General features: G+C 70.1%; 22 protein-coding genes. 17 read left to right on the top strand and 5 right to left on the bottom strand.

Annotation, left to right across the window (positions count from 1 at the left end; all coding sequences use genetic code 11):
- Window positions 1–63 precede the first annotated feature (63 nt).
- The gene (locus tag ACFCZ1_RS32350; RefSeq protein WP_376681838.1) at window positions 64–606 is read left to right on the top strand and encodes a GNAT family N-acetyltransferase; all 543 of its coding nucleotides are present in this window, start codon (window positions 64–66) and stop codon (window positions 604–606) included.
- Window positions 607–856: 250 nt separating this feature from the next.
- Here the strand turns inward: ACFCZ1_RS32350 and ACFCZ1_RS32345 are convergent, their stop codons facing one another.
- A complete protein-coding gene (locus ACFCZ1_RS32345) occupies window positions 857–1,294 on the bottom strand; it encodes a hypothetical protein (protein WP_376681858.1) in 438 nt (145 codons plus the stop codon).
- A gap of 304 nt (window positions 1,295–1,598) precedes the next feature.
- Here ACFCZ1_RS32345 and hemL point away from each other — a divergent pair, with 304 nt between their 5' ends.
- From hemL to ACFCZ1_RS32305, 8 genes are all read left to right on the top strand, one after another.
- Window positions 1,599–2,921 (top strand): glutamate-1-semialdehyde 2,1-aminomutase, encoded by a 1,323-nt coding sequence (gene hemL, locus ACFCZ1_RS32340; RefSeq protein ID WP_376681837.1) that lies wholly within the window; start codon window positions 1,599–1,601, stop codon window positions 2,919–2,921.
- Window positions 2,918–3,598 (top strand): histidine phosphatase family protein, encoded by a 681-nt coding sequence (locus tag ACFCZ1_RS32335; RefSeq protein ID WP_376681836.1) that lies wholly within the window; start codon window positions 2,918–2,920, stop codon window positions 3,596–3,598. Before hemL ends, ACFCZ1_RS32335 begins: the two co-directional genes overlap by 4 nt.
- Window positions 3,599–3,769: 171 nt before the next feature.
- Complete coding sequence (locus ACFCZ1_RS32330; RefSeq protein WP_376681835.1) at window positions 3,770–5,014, top strand: hypothetical protein; 1,245 nt, start codon at window positions 3,770–3,772, stop codon at window positions 5,012–5,014.
- Window positions 5,015–5,080: 66 nt separating this feature from the next.
- Entirely contained in the window at window positions 5,081–5,722 is a 642-nt protein-coding gene (locus ACFCZ1_RS32325; protein ID WP_376681834.1) for a TlpA family protein disulfide reductase, read from the top strand.
- 4 nt (window positions 5,723–5,726) lie between these two features.
- Window positions 5,727–6,500: a cytochrome c biogenesis CcdA family protein gene (locus ACFCZ1_RS32320; protein WP_376681833.1), complete on the top strand. Its 774-nt coding sequence runs from the start codon at window positions 5,727–5,729 to the stop codon at window positions 6,498–6,500.
- A gap of 13 nt (window positions 6,501–6,513) precedes the next feature.
- Window positions 6,514–8,223, top strand: coding sequence for a cytochrome c biogenesis protein ResB (locus ACFCZ1_RS32315; RefSeq protein WP_376681832.1), 1,710 nt, complete (start codon window positions 6,514–6,516; stop codon window positions 8,221–8,223).
- On the top strand, window positions 8,220–9,302 hold the full coding sequence (gene ccsB / locus ACFCZ1_RS32310) for a c-type cytochrome biogenesis protein CcsB (RefSeq protein ID WP_376681831.1): 1,083 nt from the start codon (window positions 8,220–8,222) through the stop codon (window positions 9,300–9,302). The genes ACFCZ1_RS32315 and ccsB overlap by 4 nt, the downstream gene beginning before the upstream one ends.
- Before the next feature lie 25 nt (window positions 9,303–9,327).
- On the top strand, window positions 9,328–9,861 hold the full coding sequence (locus tag ACFCZ1_RS32305; RefSeq protein WP_376681830.1) for an SRPBCC domain-containing protein: 534 nt from the start codon (window positions 9,328–9,330) through the stop codon (window positions 9,859–9,861).
- 45 nt (window positions 9,862–9,906) lie between these two features.
- Here the strand turns inward: ACFCZ1_RS32305 and ACFCZ1_RS32300 are convergent, their stop codons facing one another.
- Window positions 9,907–10,389, bottom strand: a complete 483-nt coding sequence (locus ACFCZ1_RS32300; RefSeq protein WP_376681829.1) for a MarR family winged helix-turn-helix transcriptional regulator — start codon at window positions 10,387–10,389, stop codon at window positions 9,907–9,909.
- Window positions 10,390–10,459: 70 nt separating this feature from the next.
- On the opposite strand from ACFCZ1_RS32300, the gene ACFCZ1_RS32295 reads away from it, so the two are divergent.
- Complete coding sequence (locus ACFCZ1_RS32295; RefSeq protein ID WP_376681828.1) at window positions 10,460–10,828, top strand: cupin domain-containing protein; 369 nt, start codon at window positions 10,460–10,462, stop codon at window positions 10,826–10,828.
- A gap of 19 nt (window positions 10,829–10,847) precedes the next feature.
- Here the strand turns inward: ACFCZ1_RS32295 and ACFCZ1_RS32290 are convergent, their stop codons facing one another.
- Window positions 10,848–11,150, bottom strand: coding sequence for a PLD nuclease N-terminal domain-containing protein (locus ACFCZ1_RS32290; RefSeq protein ID WP_376681827.1), 303 nt, complete (start codon window positions 11,148–11,150; stop codon window positions 10,848–10,850).
- 90 nt (window positions 11,151–11,240) lie between these two features.
- Between ACFCZ1_RS32290 and ACFCZ1_RS32285 the strand changes: the two genes are divergently transcribed.
- The 4 genes from ACFCZ1_RS32285 to mqnP are packed head-to-tail and all read left to right on the top strand — an operon-like array spanning window position 11,241 to window position 14,519.
- Complete coding sequence (locus tag ACFCZ1_RS32285; RefSeq protein ID WP_376681826.1) at window positions 11,241–12,695, top strand: menaquinone biosynthesis decarboxylase; 1,455 nt, start codon at window positions 11,241–11,243, stop codon at window positions 12,693–12,695.
- On the top strand, window positions 12,692–13,168 hold the full coding sequence (locus ACFCZ1_RS32280; protein ID WP_376681825.1) for a hypothetical protein: 477 nt from the start codon (window positions 12,692–12,694) through the stop codon (window positions 13,166–13,168). The genes ACFCZ1_RS32285 and ACFCZ1_RS32280 overlap by 4 nt, the downstream gene beginning before the upstream one ends.
- Window positions 13,165–13,599 (top strand): hypothetical protein, encoded by a 435-nt coding sequence (locus tag ACFCZ1_RS32275; protein ID WP_376681824.1) that lies wholly within the window; start codon window positions 13,165–13,167, stop codon window positions 13,597–13,599. Before ACFCZ1_RS32280 ends, ACFCZ1_RS32275 begins: the two co-directional genes overlap by 4 nt.
- Window positions 13,599–14,519, top strand: coding sequence for a menaquinone biosynthesis prenyltransferase MqnP (gene mqnP, locus ACFCZ1_RS32270; protein ID WP_376681857.1), 921 nt, complete (start codon window positions 13,599–13,601; stop codon window positions 14,517–14,519). The genes ACFCZ1_RS32275 and mqnP overlap by 1 nt, the downstream gene beginning before the upstream one ends.
- Before the next feature lie 16 nt (window positions 14,520–14,535).
- Here the strand turns inward: mqnP and ACFCZ1_RS32265 are convergent, their stop codons facing one another.
- The gene (locus ACFCZ1_RS32265; protein ID WP_376681856.1) at window positions 14,536–15,090 is read right to left on the bottom strand and encodes a rhomboid family intramembrane serine protease; all 555 of its coding nucleotides are present in this window, start codon (window positions 15,088–15,090) and stop codon (window positions 14,536–14,538) included.
- A 150-nt stretch (window positions 15,091–15,240) separates the two neighbouring features.
- Here ACFCZ1_RS32265 and ACFCZ1_RS32260 point away from each other — a divergent pair, with 150 nt between their 5' ends.
- Window positions 15,241–15,909, top strand: coding sequence for a UbiX family flavin prenyltransferase (locus ACFCZ1_RS32260; RefSeq protein WP_376681823.1), 669 nt, complete (start codon window positions 15,241–15,243; stop codon window positions 15,907–15,909).
- A gap of 20 nt (window positions 15,910–15,929) precedes the next feature.
- On the opposite strand, the gene ACFCZ1_RS32255 is transcribed toward ACFCZ1_RS32260, so the two are convergent.
- On the bottom strand, window positions 15,930–16,064 hold the full coding sequence (locus ACFCZ1_RS32255; RefSeq protein WP_267886500.1) for a hypothetical protein: 135 nt from the start codon (window positions 16,062–16,064) through the stop codon (window positions 15,930–15,932).
- A 122-nt stretch (window positions 16,065–16,186) separates the two neighbouring features.
- Between ACFCZ1_RS32255 and ACFCZ1_RS32250 the strand changes: the two genes are divergently transcribed.
- Both ACFCZ1_RS32250 and mqnE read left to right on the top strand, forming a co-directional pair.
- Window positions 16,187–16,642, top strand: coding sequence for an Lrp/AsnC family transcriptional regulator (locus ACFCZ1_RS32250; RefSeq protein WP_376681822.1), 456 nt, complete (start codon window positions 16,187–16,189; stop codon window positions 16,640–16,642).
- 52 nt (window positions 16,643–16,694) lie between these two features.
- On the top strand, window positions 16,695–17,858 hold the full coding sequence (mqnE, locus tag ACFCZ1_RS32245; protein ID WP_069920704.1) for an aminofutalosine synthase MqnE: 1,164 nt from the start codon (window positions 16,695–16,697) through the stop codon (window positions 17,856–17,858).
- Window positions 17,859–17,944: the final 86 nt, after the last annotated feature.

The following is a 17,944-nucleotide window of genomic DNA, read 5'->3' as shown; positions in this document are numbered from 1 at the left end:
TCAGCGACGGCAGTTGGCCTTATCTGGTTGCCGTCGCCGATTCCGGTCGGATAGGAAGCCTGCATGCTTAGAGGCAGCAAGGTCGGGCTCAGGGCCCGGCATGAGGACGACATCCCGATCCTGCGGGCCGAGCTCTACGACGACGTGGTCAACGCCTCACGGGCCGAATCCGGGCCGTGGCGGCCGATCACGCCCGGCTCGAAGGATCCGCGGCTCGTGGTGGACGACAAGGCGCAGGGGCACGTCCCGTTCTCCGTGGTGGAGCTGGAAGGCGGCACGCTGGTCGGCACCGCGACGCTGTGGGGCATCGACAACCACCACCGGTCCGCGCACATCGGCCTGGGACTGCTGCCGTCCTCCCGCGGCAAGGGGTACGGCACCGACGCGGTCGCGACGCTGTGCCACTACGGATTGGTCGTGCGCGGCCTGCAGCGGCTGCAGATCGAGACGCTTTCTGACAACGCCGCGATGCTGCGCTCCGCCGAGCGCAACGGCTTCGTCCGCGAGGGCGTCCTGCGCTCCTCGGCCTGGGTGCTGGGCGAGTTCCTCGACGAGGTGGTGCTCGGTCTCCTCGTCCAGGACTGGAAGCCCGACCCGAAGGTCTAGCCACGGGGCTGCCGGCAATCCCCGGCGGGCGCACGGCGACGGCTGCGCCGCCGTGCGCCCGCCGTGTTGTCGGGGTGTCCGGATATGCCCGGACGCGCGTTCCTCGACCGTGTGCCCTCGTCTGCCCTCGTGTGCCCCGTGTGCCCCGTGTGTCTTCGATGTGCCCCGGCCGCCCGACGGGCGACTCCCGGGCATGGCGGGACGGGGACGGCCCGCGCGAAGGGCCGCCCACGGTGAACGAAAGACCAGGTCAGGGCCAGACCAGGCAGTACGCCTGGTGCCCGTTCTCGTGGAGGCGGTGCGAGAAGTCCTGCCATTCGTGGAGCAGCTGGTAGACGTTGAACGCGTCGCGCGGGCCGCCGCGGTCCGGGACCGTGGACCAGATGAACGCGGCCGCGCCCACCGATTCCTCGCCGATGCCGCGCAGCGGGTCGACCACCGTCATCGGGAGCTTGACGACCGCGTAGTCGGGGTGGAGGACGACCAGTTCCAGCGGGGGCACCTTGTGGAGGGGTATGCCCTCGATGCCGGTCAGGACCATCGCGGCCACCGTCTCCGGCTTGATCTTGGTGAACAGGCCGCCCATGCCCAGTTCGTCGCCGCCGAGTTCCTCCGGCCGCATCGTGACCGGGACCCGGGCCGCCGTGGCGCCGTCTGGTGCGCCGAAGTACTTGTACGTCACTCCCATGCCGCGGCCCCTGGGCAGGTCGTCCGGCGCTTCCGTGGGTCCCGGGATCGCGTCCGGCACCTCTGTGGAGCGGCGGCGGTGCTTGCCGCGGCGGCGGGCTTCGCGGGCTTCGCGGGCGCGCTGGGGGTCGAGGCCGTCCGTACCCTCGCCCGGTCCACCACCGCGTTGCATATCTCCACCCGACTGGTATTGCTTGCCCCGGCCCCGTGACCCCCGCCACGCAGCCTGATCATCATGGCAGTGACCTCCCCCGCGGCGGCGCGGTGAAACGCCCGTCCGCAAGTCTGTCGCGGCCTCTGAGACCATGGCTGGTGTGAGCTACCCGTACCCGTATGAAGCCCCAGTTTCGCAGACGCTCTTCGAGCGCGCCTCCCTCGTGACCCCCGGCGGCGTGAACTCTCCGGTGCGCGCCTTCCGCGCCGTGGGCGGTACGCCCCGGTTCATGGTGTCCGGCACCGGTCCGTACCTCACCGACGCCGACGGCCGGGAGTACGTCGACCTCGTGTGCTCGTGGGGACCGATGATCCTCGGCCACTCCCACCCCGAGGTGATCGAGGCCGTCCAGGCGGCCGTCGCCCGTGGCACCTCCTTCGGCACGCCCGGTGAGGGCGAGGTCGCGCTCGCCGAGGAGATCGTCGCGCGCGTCGCCCCCGTCGAACAGGTGCGGCTCGTGTCCTCCGGGACGGAGGCCACGATGTCGGCGATCCGGCTGGCGCGCGGCTTCACCGGCCGGGCCAAGGTCGTGAAGTTCGCCGGTTGCTACCACGGTCACGTGGACGCGCTGCTGGCCGCCGCCGGTTCCGGGCTGGCGACCTTCGCGCTGCCGGACACGCCCGGTGTCACGGGCGCGCAGGCCGGCGACACGATCGTCCTGCCCTACAACGACCTCGACGCGGTCCGGGCCGCCTTCGCCGCGCACCCCGGCGAGATCGCCTGCGTGATCACCGAGGCCGCGCCCGGCAACATGGGCGTGGTCACCCCGGCCGAGGGCTTCAATCAGGGGCTCGCCGACCTGTGCCGCGACAACGGCGCCCTGTACATCTCCGACGAGGTCATGACGGGCTTCCGTACGAGCCGCGCCGGCTGGTACGGCGTCGACGGGGTGAAGCCGGACCTGATGACCTTCGGCAAGGTCATGGGCGGCGGCTTCCCGGCGGCGGCCTTCGGCGGCCGCGCGGACGTCATGGGGTACCTGGCTCCGGCCGGACCGGTCTACCAGGCGGGCACGCTCTCCGGTAACCCGGTCGCCACCGCCGCGGGCCTCGCGCAGCTGCGCCTGCTGGACGCGGCCGCGTACGAGAAGGTCGACGCGGTCTCGAAGGAGATCCAGGGCCTGGTCACCGGGGCGCTCGCCAAGGAGGGCGTGGCGCACCGGCTGCAGACCGCGTCCAACATGTTCTCCGTCTTCTTCACCGAGGACGAGGTGCGCAACTACGACGACGCCAAGAAGCAGGAGTCGTTCCGCTTCAACGGTTTCTTCCACTCGATGCTGGCGCAGGGCGTCTACCTGCCGCCGTCCGCCTTCGAGTCCTGGTTCGTGTCCACCGCCCACGACGAGCGGGCGGTCGAGCGGATCGCGGCCGCCCTGCCGGCCGCCGCCCGGGCCGCCGCGGAGGCCACCGCATGAGCAGCAGCGAGATCACCGTCGTCCACCTGGTGCGCCACGGGGAGGTGCACAACCCGGACGGTGTCCTCTACGGGCGCCGGGACGGCTACCACCTGTCCGACCTGGGCCGGCAGATGGCCGACCGGGTCGCCGAGCACCTGGAGAACCGGGACGTCACCTACGTCGTGTCCTCCCCGCTGGAGCGGGCGCAGGAGACGGCCGCGCCGATCGCCAAGATCCACGGTCTGGACGTGGCCACGGACCGGCGGCTGCTGGAGGCGGAGAACGTCTTCGAGGGCAAGACCTTCGGCGTCGGCGACGGCGCTCTGCGCAAGCCCGGCAACTGGAAGCACCTGACGAACCCGTTCAAGCCGTCCTGGGGCGAGCCGTACGTCGAGCAGGTGGTCCGGATGATGAGCGCGCTGGAGGCCGCGCGCGACGCGGCCCGCGGCCACGAGGCGGTGGCGGTCAGCCACCAGCTGCCGATCTGGATCGTGCGCAGCTTCGCGGAGAAGCGGCGGCTGTGGCACGACCCGCGCCGCCGCCAGTGCACGCTCGCCTCGATGACGTCCTTCACGTTCCAGGCCGATCAGCTGGTGTCCGTGGGTTACAGCGAGCCGGCCAGGGATCTGGTGCCGGTGCATCTGCTGGCCGGGGCGAAGCCGGTGAAGGGGAAGTCCAAGGCCTTCGGCGCGTGAGCCGTGAGCCGTGAGCCGCTCGTGTTGATCCACAATCTGTGACGATCTGTTACAGCTTTACCTAAATAAATACAAGAGGCGCGGGAATCACCGTGTCAGCGCACAAGCTCAGGCTAGTTGTCCGTTTATATGACGGAATGTGAGCTTTGGTTCTGACGACGGGACGGTGACATGCGCGACTTCAGTCGAAGGGGAGTGCTGGGGCTCGGCCTCGGTGCCGCGGCCACCGCCGCGGCCGTGGCCGGGATCGCCGGCTGCGGCCTGGGTGGTGGGAGCAAGGCCGAACTGGGCAGGCCCGGGCCGGTCAAGAGCCCCAAACCGGGGGAGAAGCCCGCGGTCAGGCCCATCGGTGACGGCTCCACCGCCGACACCGGACCGCAGCCGGGCCAGCCGGCCGCGCCCGCGCCCCTCCAGCCGGGCGAGACCCCGCCTCAGTTCGTCGTCTTCAGCTGGGACGGGGCGGGGGAGGTCGGCAACGGCCTCTTCCCCCGCTTCCTCAAGCTCGCCAAGGACCACGGCGCGGCCATGACCTTCTTCCTCTCCGGCCTCTACCTGCTGCCCGAGTCGAAGAAGGACCTCTACCGGCCGCCGAACAACCCCGTGGGCGCCTCCGACATCGGCTACCTCAAGGACGAGAACGTCCGTTCCACCCTCGGATACGTCCGCCAGGCGTGGCTCGACGGGCACGAGATAGGCACCCACTTCAACGGCCACTTCTGCGGCGGCTCCGGCTCGGTCGGCAAGTGGGGCCCGGACGACTGGCAGAGCGAGATCGACCAGGCCGTCTCCTTCGTCACCAACTGGCGCACGAACACCGGCTTCACCGACCTCGAACCCCTGCCCTTCGACTACCGCAAGGAGCTGACCGGCGCCCGCACCCCGTGCCTGCTCGGCCGGGACGGCCTGCTGCCGACCGCCCAGAAGCTGGGCTGGCGCTACGACTCCAGCTCGCCCGGCGGCCTGCAGGTCTGGCCGGTGAAGCGGTCGGGCGTCTGGGACCTGCCGCTGCAGTCCCTGCCCTTTCCCGGGCACTCCTTCGAGGTGCTCTCGATGGACTACAACATCCTCGCCAACCAGTCGAAGAACACCACCAGGGGCGTGCCCGCCAACTACCCCGGCTGGCGCACCCAGGCCACCGCCACCTATCTCGGCGGCTTCCGGCGGGCCTACGAGACCAACCGTGCGCCCCTGTTCATCGGCAACCACTTCGAGGAGTGGAACGGCGGCATCTACATGGACGCCGTCGAGGAAGCACTCAAGGGCATGGCGGACAAAAGGGACGTACGCCTCGTATCTTTCCGGCAGTTCACCGACTGGCTGGACGTCCAGGACCCCAAGGTGCTCGCCAAGCTCCGCGCCCTCGGCCCCGGCCAGTCGCCCGGCGTCGGCTGGGCCGCTTACCTCACCGCCGCCTGACCAGGGCGTCGACACCCCGCCGGGGGGTGCGGTAGATCAACAAATTGCTCATGCGAAACTTTTCACATGAGCCTCAGCCGCGCCCGTGCCAGTCGAAACAGCCGCCGCTCGACCAGCGGCCGTGCCGCCCTGCTGACCGCGGTGACCGTCGCGGGCGTCATGACCCTGACGTCCTGCGGCGGCTCGGACGGCGGCGGCAAGGCCACCTCCACCGGTGGCAACTACGTCACGGGCAAGAGCGGCATCTCCACCGTCGCCAAGGGGGAGCGCGACGAGGCCCCGAAGCTCGACGGCGAGACCGTCGACGGCAAGACCCTCGACACCACCACCCTCAAGGGCAAGGTCGTCGTCCTCAACGTCTGGGGCTCGTGGTGCCCGCCGTGCCGTGCCGAGGCCCCCAACTTCGCCAAGGTCTCCAAGGACCTGGCCGACGGCGGCAAGGACGTCGCCTTCGTCGGCATCAACACCCGCGACACGAGCAAGGAGAACGCGGCCTCGTTCGAGGAGAACTTCGGGATCACCTACCCGAGCTTCTACGACCCCGCCGGAAAGCTGATGCTCCGCTTCCCCAAGGGCACCCTCAACGCGAGTTCGATCCCCTCCACGATCATCCTCGACAAGGAGGGCAGGATCGCCGCCCGGACCCTCGTCGCGGTGAGCGAGGATCAACTGCGCTCGATGATCGACCCGATCCTCGCGGAGCAGTGACCTCGTGGTCGAGTACGTGCTCGCCGCCGAGGCGACCGGCGTGAACACCACGGTCCTGAACGGGGCGCTGCTGCTTGCGCTGCCCGTCTCGGTCCTCGCCGGACTGGTCTCCTTCTTCTCGCCCTGCGTGCTCCCGCTGGTCCCCGGCTACCTCTCCTACGTGACCGGCGTCAGCGGCGCCGACCTCGCGGAGGCCCGCCGCGGGCGGATGCTGGCGGGCGCGCTCCTGTTCATCGCCGGCTTCACCGCCGTCTTCGTCTCCACCGGCGCGCTCTTCGGCTACTTCGGCGAGACCCTGAGGGAGAACAACGAGATCATCTCCCGGGTCCTGGGCGGTCTGGTGATCCTCCTGGGCCTCTTCTTCATGGGCGCGATCCCGGGTCTGACGATGCGGGAGTTCCGCTTCCACAAGAAGCCGACGGCAGGCCTGCTCGGCGCCCCGATGCTCGGCGTGCTCTTCGGCGTCGGCTGGACCCCCTGCATGGGCCCGACCCTCGCGGCCGTCACCACGCTCTCCCTCGACCAGGCGAGCGCCGGCCGGGGCGCGCTGCTGACCGTCGCCTACTGCCTCGGGCTCGGCGTGCCGTTCATCCTCACCGCGATCGCCTTCCGCAAGGCGCTCGGCGCATTCGGCTGGGTGAAGAAGCACTATGCGTGGGTGATGCGCATCGGCGGAGGCATGCTGATCCTGACCGGTCTGCTGCTCGTCACAGGAATGTGGGCCAGCATCGTCAGTGACATGCAGAGCTGGACCCAACGCTTCACGGTGGGGATCTGAGGACTACACGGACATGAGTACGACCGACAACGCGTCCACCGAGGCGCCGCGATCCGAAGACCCCGCCGAGCCCGCGCTCGGCGCGGCCGGCGCCCAGCTGTCCACCGCCCCGCTGGAGGACGGCCCCGCGGGGCCGGCCGCCGGCATCGGGGTGATCGGCTGGGCCCGCTGGTTCTGGCGGCAGCTCACCTCCATGCGGGTGGCGCTGATCCTGCTCTTCATGCTGTCCCTGGGTGCCATCCCGGGCTCCCTCATCCCGCAGACCAACGTCGACGCGATGAAGGTCGCCGTCTGGAAGCGGGACAACCCGTCCTGGGTGGGCGTCGCCGAGACGTTCCAGCTCTTCGACGTCTACAGCTCGGTGTGGTTCTCCGCGATCTACCTGCTGCTGTTCATCTCGCTGATCGGCTGCATCCTGCCGCGCTCCTGGCAGTTCGTGGGCCAGCTCCGCGGCCGGCCGCCGGCCGCCCCCAAGCGCCTGGACCGGCTGCCCGTCTACACGACGTGGCGTACGGAGAAGTCCCCGGACGAGGTCCTCTCGTACGCGCGGACGGTGCTCGGCGGGCGGCGCTTCCGCACGGAGGCGGGCGGCGGGAACTCCCTCGCCGCGGAGAAGGGCTACCTGCGCGAGGCCGGCAATCTGGCCTTCCACGTGGCGCTGATCGTGATGCTGGTGGCCTTCGCCTGGGGGCAGTACTTCAAGTCCGAGGGCGGCAAGCTCGTCCTGCGCGGCGGCGGCTTCTCGAACACGCTCACCCAGTACGACGACTTCAAGTACGGCAGCCTCTTCGACCCCGACGACCTGCCGCCCTTCTCGTTCACCCTGGACAGGTTCGACGCGACGTACGAGAAGACCGGCCCCCAGCGGGGCACCCCGCGCGACTTCAAGGCGTACGTCACCTTCACCGAAGGGGCGGACGGCAAGCCGCAGAAGCGCGAGATCCAGGTCAACGAGCCCCTTGAGGTCGACGGCTCCAAGGTCTACCTGCTCGGGCACGGCTACGCGCCGGTCATCTCGGTGACCGACCCCACCGGCAAGGTGATCTTCAAGGACGCCGTGCCGATGCTCCCCCAGGACGCCAGCCTCACCTCCACCGGAGCCGTCAAGGTCACCGACGGCTACAAGGACAAGGACGGCAAGAAGGAGCAGCTCGGCTTCAACGCCGTCTTCGTTCCGACGTTCGCCGGCGAGGGCCGGGGCATGATGTTCTCGCAGTTCCCGGAGCTGGGTAATCCGCGGCTCATGCTCAGCGCCTGGCACGGCAGCCTCGGTGTCGACTCGGGCCTGCCGCAGAACGTGTACCAGCTGAACACCTCCAAGATGGAGTCGTTCAAGGACGAGTCGGGCCAGCTGTTCAAGCAGAAGCTGGCGCGCGGCGAGTCGATGGTCCTGCCGAACGGCGCGGGCACCGTGAAGTTCGAGGGCATCGAGCGGTGGGCCACCTTCTCCGTCACCCACCAGCCGGGCAGCGGCCTCGCCCTGGCGGGTGCGATCGCCGCCATCGGGGGCCTGGCCGGATCGCTGTTCATCCAGCGCCGCCGGGTCTGGGTGCGCGCGGTGCGCGGCGAGGACGGCGTCACCGTCGTCGAGATGGCGGGCCTCGGCCGCAGCGAGTCCGCCCGGCTCCCGCAGGAGCTGGCCGAGCTCGCCGGCCACTTGCACCAGCAGGCGCCGACTGCGTCTGAACCTGTTGAAGAAACCTCTGAAGGAGAGCGCGGATGACGCCGCTCGCTGCCGCAGCCAACGAGAACCTGGCTCAGATCAGCAACTACCTGGTCTATTCGTCGATGGCGGTCTACACGCTCGCCTTCTTCGCGCACATCGCCGAGTGGACCTTCGGCAGCCGCAGCAAGGTGGCCCGAACGGCCGCCGCGCTGACCCCGGCCAAGGGCGCGGCCGCCCCCGCCGTGCAGGTCCGGGGCAAGGCGGGCAGTACGGCCGTCCTCGACAAGCCGCAGGTCGTCACCCGCTCCGCCGCGGGCACGCGCGACGTGCCCGACGGCCCGGGCGCCGCGGGCGGCACCGAGCAGGGTGACCTGTACGGGCGGATCGCGGTCTCGCTGACCGCGCTCGCCTTCCTCATCGAGGCGGCCGGCGTCGTCGCCCGGGCGATGTCGGTGCAGCGGGCCCCCTGGGGCAACATGTACGAGTTCTCGATCACCTTCTCCACGGTGGCCGTCGGCGCGTACCTGGTGCTCCTCGCGCTGAAGAAGAACGTCCGCTGGCTCGGCCTGATCCTGGTCACCACCGTTCTGCTGGACCTCGGCATCGCCGTGACCTGGCTCTACACCGACAGTGACCAGCTGGTCCCGGCCCTGCACTCGTACTGGCTGTGGATCCACGTCTCCACCGCGATCTTCTGCGGCGCCGTTTTCTACATCGGCGCGGCCGGAGCGGTCCTGTACCTCTTCCGCGACTCCTACGAGGCCAAGCTCGCGGGCGGAGGCAAGCCGGGCGGGTTCGCCTCCTCCGTGCTGGAGCGGCTGCCCTCGGCGGCCTCGCTCGACAAGTTCTCGTACCGCATCAACGCGGCCGTGTTCCCGCTGTGGACCTTCACGATCATCGCGGGCGCGATCTGGGCGGGCGACGCCTGGGGCCGCTACTGGGGCTGGGACCCCAAGGAGGTCTGGTCCTTCGTGACGTGGGTGGCGTACGCCTGCTACCTGCACGCCCGCGCCACGGCCGGCTGGAAGGGCCGCAAGGCCGCGTACCTCGCGCTCTTCGCCTTCGCCTGCTGGATCTGGAACTACTACGGCGTGAACATCCTGCTCAGCGGCAAGCACTCGTACGCGGGCGTCTGACCGGCGGGAGTGGGACGCTGGTGTCATGCCTCCTGTGAGCCATGGCACCAGCGACAGTCCCGGCGAAGGCCGCCTGCGGATCCGCTTCGAGCTGCACCTCCCCTACGCGTACGAGGCGCTGTGGCCCGCCCTGACCACGCGGGACGGGCTGCGCGGCTGGCTGGCCGAGGCGGAGGTCCTGGAGCGCAGGCTCGGCGGGGAGGTCGCGCTGCACCGGCTGGGCAGCCCGACGGTGGAGACCGGCCGCGTCACGGCCTGGGACGTCGAGCGGGTCGTGGAGTACACGGTGGGCGGGCAGGAGCGGATCCGTTTCCACCTGGAGCCGGTGGGGACGGACTCGACCGTCATCCGGTTCGTGAACGAGCGCCGCGTGGGCGGCCGGGCCGGGGCGCAGGAGGCCGAAGCCGAGGCCGAGCGTCTGGACCACCTCGCGGTCTGGCACGAGCACTTCGAACTGCTGGAGTCCGCGCTGGCCGGGCAGCCGGTGGACTGGGTCGTGTGGACCGGCGCCCGCCGGGACGGGCTGCGCGCGCAATACGCGGCCCTGACCAGGGCGTAGCGCGCCCGATCCGTCACCTGCTCACCTGCCCGGTTGCTCTATCGCTCACCACACCGGCCGCAGGGCCGGCAGTTCCGCGTCCCCGTTGAGGGTGCGCACGACGCGCCAGAGCTCGCCGCGCAGGGCTGGCAGATCGGCGCTGTGGCCGAGTTCGTCCTCCAGCTGGTGCAGGATGCGGCCCGCGACGGCCAGGTGGTCGACGGCCGCCGGTGTCAGGACGACCAGCTTGCGGCGGCCGCCCTCGGGGTGCGGCTCGCGGCGGACGTAGCCGCGCTTCTCCAGGTCGTCCACGAGCTGGCCGGCGGCCTGTTTCGTCACTCCCAGCCGCTCGGCGAGCTCGGAGGCGGTGGTTCCGGGGCCCTTGAGGACCTGGAAGGCCATCCCGTGCTGGGGCCGCAGGTCGGCGTATCCGGCGGCGGCCACGCGCCGCGTGAACTCGCCCAGCAGCAGCTGGAAGCCCAGGCCGAGCAGGAAGGCCAGCTCGACACCCTCGTCTTCGTCTCCGGTCACGGAAACATGGTGACACATGCGAGTCAACCTGCTTTACTCGTCGCAAGTAAAGCTCCTTGACTCGCAGGATTGAGGGACCGCCTTGCACGTGATCACCACGACCCCCGAGCACGTCACCGTCACCCCGAACGCCACCATGACCGGCCTGGCCGCCCCGAGCCGGGGCAGTGCCGAACTCAGCACCTGGCACGTCGACATGACCGCCGGTGCGACCGGCCCCGAGCACTCCGTCAGCCGCGAGCAGGTCTGGACGCTCACGGCCGGTTCGCTGGAGATCACCTGGGACGGTGGCCGAACCGAGAAGGTCACCGCGGGCCAGACCCTGGTGCTGCCCCCGGACGTGCTCCGCCGGATCCACGCCGCCGAGTCCTTCGAGGCCCACGTCGCCATGCGCGCGGACGGCGTGGTCCGCGTCCCGGGCACCGAGGGCACCCGCGTCCTGCCCTGGGCGCAGTGAACGGCCGACCTGGTCCGGGCTAGTCCTTGTCCTTGCCCGTGTCCTTCTTCTTCTCCTGCTCGTCGCGCAGGGACTTCAGGAACTCCGGGTTGTCGTCGGGTGCGATCCACTGGGCCCGGCGCGCCCGGCCGCCGCCGACCGCGGCCCGGTTCTTGCCCGCGGCCAGCCACACCACCGGCCCGACGATGGAGAAGAGCAGGATGATGATCACCCAGACCACCTTGGGCAGGTGCTTGACCTCTTCCTCCGGCGTGTTCAGGCAGTCGATGAAGGCGTAGATGGTCAGCGCGAGGATCAGCAGGAACGGCAGATAGCGCAGCACGGTGTGGGACCGACTCCCGGGCAGTGGCGGCGGGCCCGCAGCGGGCCCCGGTGACGCCCCCAGAGTAGTTGGTGACGGATACTGACCCCTATGGCTTACGACGATCTCCGCTCGCTGCTCCGGGCTCTGGAGCGGGAGGGCGACCTCAAGCGCATCAAGGCCGAAGTCGACCCGTACCTGGAGGTCGGGGAGATCGTCGACAGAGTGAACAAGGCGGGGGGTCCGGCCCTGCTCTTCGAGAACGTCAAGGGCTCGGCCATGCCGCTGGCCATGAACGTCTTCGGCACCGACCGCCGCCTCCTGAAGGCCCTCGGCCTGAAGTCGTACGGCGAGATCAGCGAGAAGATCGGCGGTCTGCTCAAGCCGGAGCTGCCGCAGGGCTTCATCGGCGTCCGCGAGGCCTTCGGCAAGCTCGGCTCGATGGTCCACGTGCCGCCCAAGAAGATCAAGGGTGAGGCCCCGGTCCAGGAGGTCGTCCTCACCGGCGACGACGTGGACCTCGACCAGCTGCCGGCCCTCTTCACGTGGCCCAAGGACGGCGGCTCCTTCTTCAACCTCGGCCTCACGCACACCAAGCACCCCGAGACCGGCGTACGCAACCTCGGCCTCTACCGCCTCCAGCGCCACGACAAGCGCACCATCGGCATGCACTGGCAGATCCACAAGGACAGCCGCAACCACTACGCGGTCGCCGCCAAGCGCGGCGAGCGGCTGCCGGTCGCGATCGCCTTCGGCTGCCCGCCCGCGGTGACGTACGCGTCCACCGCGCCGCTGCCCGGCGACATCGACGAGTACCTCTTCGCCGGGTTCGTCGCGGGCAAGCGGATCGAGATGGTCGACTGCAAGACCGTGCCGCTCCAGGTCCCGGCCAACGCGGAGGTCGTGATCGAGGGCTGGCTGGAGCCGGGCGAGATGCTCCCGGAGGGCCCCTTCGGCGACCACACCGGCTTCTACACCCCGCAGGAGCCCTTCCCCGCGCTGAAGATCGACTGCGTGACGATGCGCAGGCGCCCGCTGCTCCAGTCGATCGTGGTCGGCCGCCCGCCGACCGAGGACGGGCCGCTGGGCCGCGCCACGGAGCGCTTCTTCCTCCCGCTGCTCAAGATCATCGTGCCGGACATCGTGGACTACCACCTGCCCGAGTCGGGCGGCTTCCACAACTGCGCGATCGTCTCGATCGACAAGAAGTACCCGAAGCACGCGCAGAAGGTCATGCACGCCATCTGGGGCGCGCACATGATGTCGCTGACCAAGCTGATCATCGTGGTGGACGCCGACTGCGACGTCCACGACCTGCACGAGGTGTCGTGGCGGGCGCTCGGCAACACGGACTACTCCCGCGACCTGACCGTCGTGGAGGGTCCGGTGGACCACCTGGACCACGCCTCGTACCAGCAGTTCTGGGGCGGCAAGGCCGGCATCGACGCCACGAAGAAGCTCCCCGAGGAGGGCTACACCCGCGACGGCGGCTGGCCCGACATGGTCGAGTCGGACCCGGCGACCGCCGCCCTGGTGGACCGCCGCTGGAAGGAGTACGGACTGTGAGCCCGATCGCCGTCACGGGCCCGGGCCTCCTCATCGGCAGCCCCACGGCCTACGTGAGCCTGGAGCGCCCGAAGATCGACCCCGCCGACCCGGGTGTCCGGCAGGCCGCCGAACGGGCGGGCGTCTCGCCCGAGGAGTTCGCGGGCCCCGGCAACGTCTGGGCGCTGATGTGGGAGGACGAGGACGGCGAGGGCGGCGGCTTCGAGCTGCCCGGCCTGCGTGACGCCGAGGCCGACCACTTCGCGGAGCAGCTGCAGACCGCCCTCGGCTCCGGCGAGGGCTTCACCGTCGAGGCGGGCCCGGTGCTCCGGCTCGACGCCCGCCCGGCCGGCGCCGACGGTTACGCCTTCACGGCCCGCGTCACCCCGCCCGAGGGCGAGGACCAGCAGCCCCAGGTCCTGGAGACGACCCCGGTGCCGCTCGCCGGACTCCTGGCCGACCTCGAAGAGTTCCGCAGGAGCCTCGCATCATGACCACCGCCGACGACGGGTACCCCCCGCAGCTCAGGCTCGGCGACGACGTCTCCTCCGTGCGGCTCACCGCGCCCGAGGGGGCCGAAACGTTCTGGCGGCTCACCGCCGACTGGGGCGGCTGCTTCACGGCGGACTTCGAAACCGCCGGAGTGGGCGCCGAGGAGGTCCGGGCGTTCGCGGACCGGCTGCTCGAAGGCTTCGCCCCCGACGGGCCCTTCGCGCCGCGCCGGCACTTCAGCGCGGTCGTCAGCGAGGGCCGCAACAATCCGCTGAGCGTCCACGTCCGCCGGCTCGACGACGCGGTCGTGTTCCTGGCACGTGTCACGCCGTGCGGACACGACGAGACCTCGCACCTCGACCTGGAGATCGGCGCCGTCCCCCTCGACGAGCAGCTGGCCCACCTCGAAGCATTCCGGAGGGACCTCGCATGATGACCACCGCCGACGGAGTGGTCGGGCCCGGCCCTGCGCCCGAGGCCGGCAACAAGGTCAAGGCCTTCCTGCGGCTGGTGATGATCGAGCACTCGGTCTTCGCGCTGCCCTTCGCCTACATCGCCGCGCTCACCGCCATGTTCCAGCTCGACCGGAACGTGCACTGGGGCACGCTGCTGCTGGTCACCACCTGCATGGTGGGCCTGCGGACCTTCGCGATGGCCGCCAACCGGATCATCGACCGCGAGATCGACTCCCGGAACCCGCGTACCGCTGGCCGTGAGCTGGTCACCGGTGCGGTCTCCGTCCGCTCCGCGTGGACCGGGGCCGGGATCGCGCTCGCGGTCTTCCTCGGCTCGGCGGCGCTGCTGAACCCGCTCTGCCTGGCGCTCGCGCCCGTCGCCGTGGTCCCGATGGTGGTGTACCCGTACGGCAAGCGGTTCACGGACTTCCCGCACGCGATCCTGGGCCTGGCGCAGGCGATCGGCCCGGTCGGGGCCTGGCTGGCGGTCACCGGCGAGTGGTCCTGGGACGCGGTGATCCTGGGACTCGCGGTGGGCGTGTGGATCGGCGGCTTCGACCTGATCTTCGGTTCCCAGGACGTGGCCGCGGACCGAGCGGAGGGCGTCAGGTCCGTCCCGGCGCGCTTCGGCGTCCCGGCCGCCCTCTGGGGGGCCCGCGGCGCGCACGTCGTGACCACGGCCCTGCTGGTCTGGTACGCCCTCGCCACGGACGCGGGGGTGCTCTTCTGGTCGGGCCTGGTGATCGTCGCCTGTGCCTTCTGCTACGAGCACACCATCGTCAAGCCGCACGACCTGTCCCGCCTGAACCGCGCCTTCTTCACGGTGAACGGCTTCATCGGCATCGCCCTCTTCGTGTGCGCCCTGGCCGACCTGGTGGCCCGGGGCCTGACCTTCTAGGCCCTTCTCGGCCCTTTTAGGCCCGGACCAGCCGGTTCGGGGACGCCGGGCGGGCCGGGCGGCGGAAGAACAGGGCCGTCAGCACGCCCGCCGCGAGGCCGCAGAGGTGGCCCTGCCAGCTGACCGCGGTGTCCGTCGGCAGGGCGCCGAGGAGGAACGAGCCGCCCCAGATCGCGGCGATCACCACGCCCACCGCGATGCCGAGGGGCTTGCGCTCGACGAAGCCGCGGACGACGAGGTAGCCGAACAGGCCGAAGACCAGGCCCGAGGCGCCGGCGGTGTTGGTGTTCGAGGGGGAGATCAGCCAGACGCCGATCCCGTCCCCGAGGATGACGATGGCGCTGACGGCCAGGAAGTGGCGTATGCCGCTGAGCGCGGCGACGAAGCCGAAGATCAGCAGGGCGACGCTGTTGGCCGCCACGTGCGCGAAGCCGAAGTGCAGGAACGGGGCGGTGAGGATGCCGCTGAGTCCCCCGACGCTGCGCGCGCTGATCCCGTACGGGTCGAGCGCGTGCCCGGTGGCGTAGTCGACGGCCTCGATCACCCACAGGAGGGCCACCCAGCCGAGCATCAGCTTGGCAGCGGCCTTCGCCCGGTCGGTCTGTGTCCAGGTGTCCTGAGCCGTGCTCACCCTCGTCCCCTTCGTCGTGCGTCCCACCCCCTGGAACGTCCGGCCACCATAGCGAGTGCCCGCCCGTGATGGCCGGATAGTCTCGGAGGTATGACTGAGCGCAAGCGCACCCCGTGGGTGGTCGGGGTTTCCGGGGCGTCCGGGACGCCGTACGCGGCGGCGGTGCTCCGCGGGCTGCTCGCGGCGGGAGAGAGCGTCGACCTGGTGGTCAGCCGGGCCTCGCGTCTGACCCTGCTGGACGAGACCGGGATCGCCTTCCGCGACGCGCACTGGCGCGACGATCTGACGCAGTGGCTGACATACGGCGCCGACGGCAAGCCGGGGACCTTCCAGCCCTTCGAGGGCGATGTCCGGTACTGGGGCGCGGGGGACCTGGCGGCCGGTCCGAGCTCGGGCTCGTACCCCGTCAAGGGGATGCTCATCGTTCCCGCGTCCACGGCCTGCGTGGCGGGGGTGGCGCTCGGGCTGTCGAAGGACCTGCTCCAGCGCGTCGCGAGCGTGACGCTCAAGGAGCGGCGCCGGCTGGTGGTCGCGGTGCGGGAGACCCCGCTCAATGGTCAGACGCTGAAGCATCTCGTGGCGCTGGACGAGGCGGGCGCGATCGTGCTGCCCGCCTCTCCGGCGTTCTACGCGGGCGCGACGCACATCCAGGACCTGGTGGACTTCGTCGCGGGGCGGGTGCTGGACGCGGCAGGGGTGCCGCACCAGCTGTACCGCCGTTGGGAGGGGGAAGTCCGGGGGCGCCCCCAGCGGAGCTAGGGGAGGCTCCCGCCCTCGGGTCAGGCCTTCTTGGCCCGGCCCGGCTTGCGGGTCTTGTCGACGCGGTGGGCGGCGGCGGGCTGGTGGGCACGGGATCGGTTGGCCAGCTCCTGGAGCTGTCGCATGTGTGCGTAGGCCATCTCGATCGTGTACACGGTGAACCACTCCTGAAGATCGATATTTATCTTTTGAAAAGATTCGCAGGGTGTTGACCCTGCATGCCTTAGATTCTATACCTAAACTTGCAGGATCGCCGAATAATGGAAGGCTCCACGTAATGGACACGGTGGACAGGCAGCTCATCCAGGCACTTCGCGAGAACGGTCGTGCCTCGTACGCGGAGCTGGGCCGTCTCGTGGGCCTCTCCGGCCCCAGCGTCACCGACCGCATCAACCGGCTGGAGACGGCCGGCGTCATCACCGGCTACCGCGCGACGGTGGCCGCGGCCGAGCTCGGACTCGGCGTCACGGCGCTGATCGGCATCTCCCTCTCCGACGCCGCCGACCACGAGGACGTGGCCCGTCGGCTGCGCGACCTCGCGGAGATCGAGGACTGCTGGTTCATCGCGGGTGACGACTCCTTCATGCTGAAGGTGCGCGCCAGCGACGTCGACGGCCTGGAGAAGATCATCCGCAAGCTGTCCGGAACCAAGGGCGTCTCGCGTACCCGTACCACCATCGTGCTCTCCACCAAGTGGGAGAACCGGGTCGGGGAACTGCCGGAGGAAGCCTGAGAGTACGGTTGGTCGGGTTGCAGGACAGGTATCTAGAGGAGGCGACCGGCTGATGGACGCTGGGCTCAAGCGCGAGCTGGAGGAGAAGGTCCGCTCCGGCGAGCGGCTGACCCGGGAGGACGGCATCGCCCTCTACGAGTCGGACGACCTGGCCTGGCTCGGTGGCCTCGCCCACGAGGTGCGCACGCGCAAGAACGGCGACGTCGTGCACTTCAACGTCAACCGCCACCTCAACATGACGAACGTGTGCACCGCCTCGTGCGCGTACTGCTCGTTCCAGCGCAAGCCGGGCGAGAAGGACGCGTACACGATGCGCATCGAGGAAGCCGTGCGCCTGGCCAAGGCCATGGAGAACGACAACCTCACCGAGCTGCACATCGTCAACGGCCTGCACCCGAACCTGCCCTGGCGCTACTACCCGCGCTCGCTCTCCGAGCTGAAGAAGGCGCTGCCGAACGTCTCGCTCAAGGCGTTCACGGCGACCGAGATCCACCACTTCGAGACGATCTCCGGGATGTCGGCCTCCGACATCCTGGACGAGCTGATCGAGGCCGGCCTGGAGTCGCTCACCGGCGGCGGCGCGGAGATCTTCGACTGGGAGGTCCGGCAGCACATCGTCGACCACCGCACCCACTGGGAAGACTGGTCGCGCATCCACCGGCTCGCGCACTCGAAGGGTCTCAAGACCCCCTCGACGATGCTGTACGGGCACATCGAGGAGCCGCGCCACCGCGTGGACCACGTGCTGCGGCTGCGCGAGCTCCAGGACGAGACCGGCGGCTTCCAGGTCTTCATCCCGCTGCGCTACCAGCACGACTTCGTGGACATGCAGGACGGCAAGGTGCGCAACAAGCTCCAGGCGCGCACGACGATGGCCACGGGCGCCGAGGCGCTCAAGACCTTCGCCGTCTCGCGGCTGCTGTTCGACAACGTGCCGCACGTGAAGGTCTTCTGGGTGATGCACGGCGTGCAGACCGCCCAGCTCGCGCTGCAGCACGGCGCGGACGACATGGACGGCTCGGTCGTCGAGTACAAGATCACGCACGACGCGGACAACTACGGCACCCCGAACAAGCTGGGCCGCGAGGACCTGCTGGAGCTGATCCGCGAGGCGGGCTTCCGGCCGGTCGAGCGCAACACGCGGTACGAGATCATCCGCGAGTACCCCGGCCCGGACGCGGGGCTGCGCGAGACGCCGCAGGCGATGCGCGTCTGACCTCGCGGTCCGTCACGCAACGACGCGACGAAGCCCCGATCCGCCCGGATCGGGGCTTCTTTGTGCTGGACCCGCGTTGATGTAAT

This window comes from Streptomyces sp. NPDC056224 (assembly GCF_042267665.1).
In the GTDB taxonomy this organism is placed as follows: Bacteria; Actinomycetota; Actinomycetes; order Streptomycetales; family Streptomycetaceae; genus Streptomyces.
The sequence above is the reverse complement of the archived record's forward strand: the minus strand, read 5'-3'. Positions and strand labels throughout refer to the sequence as shown.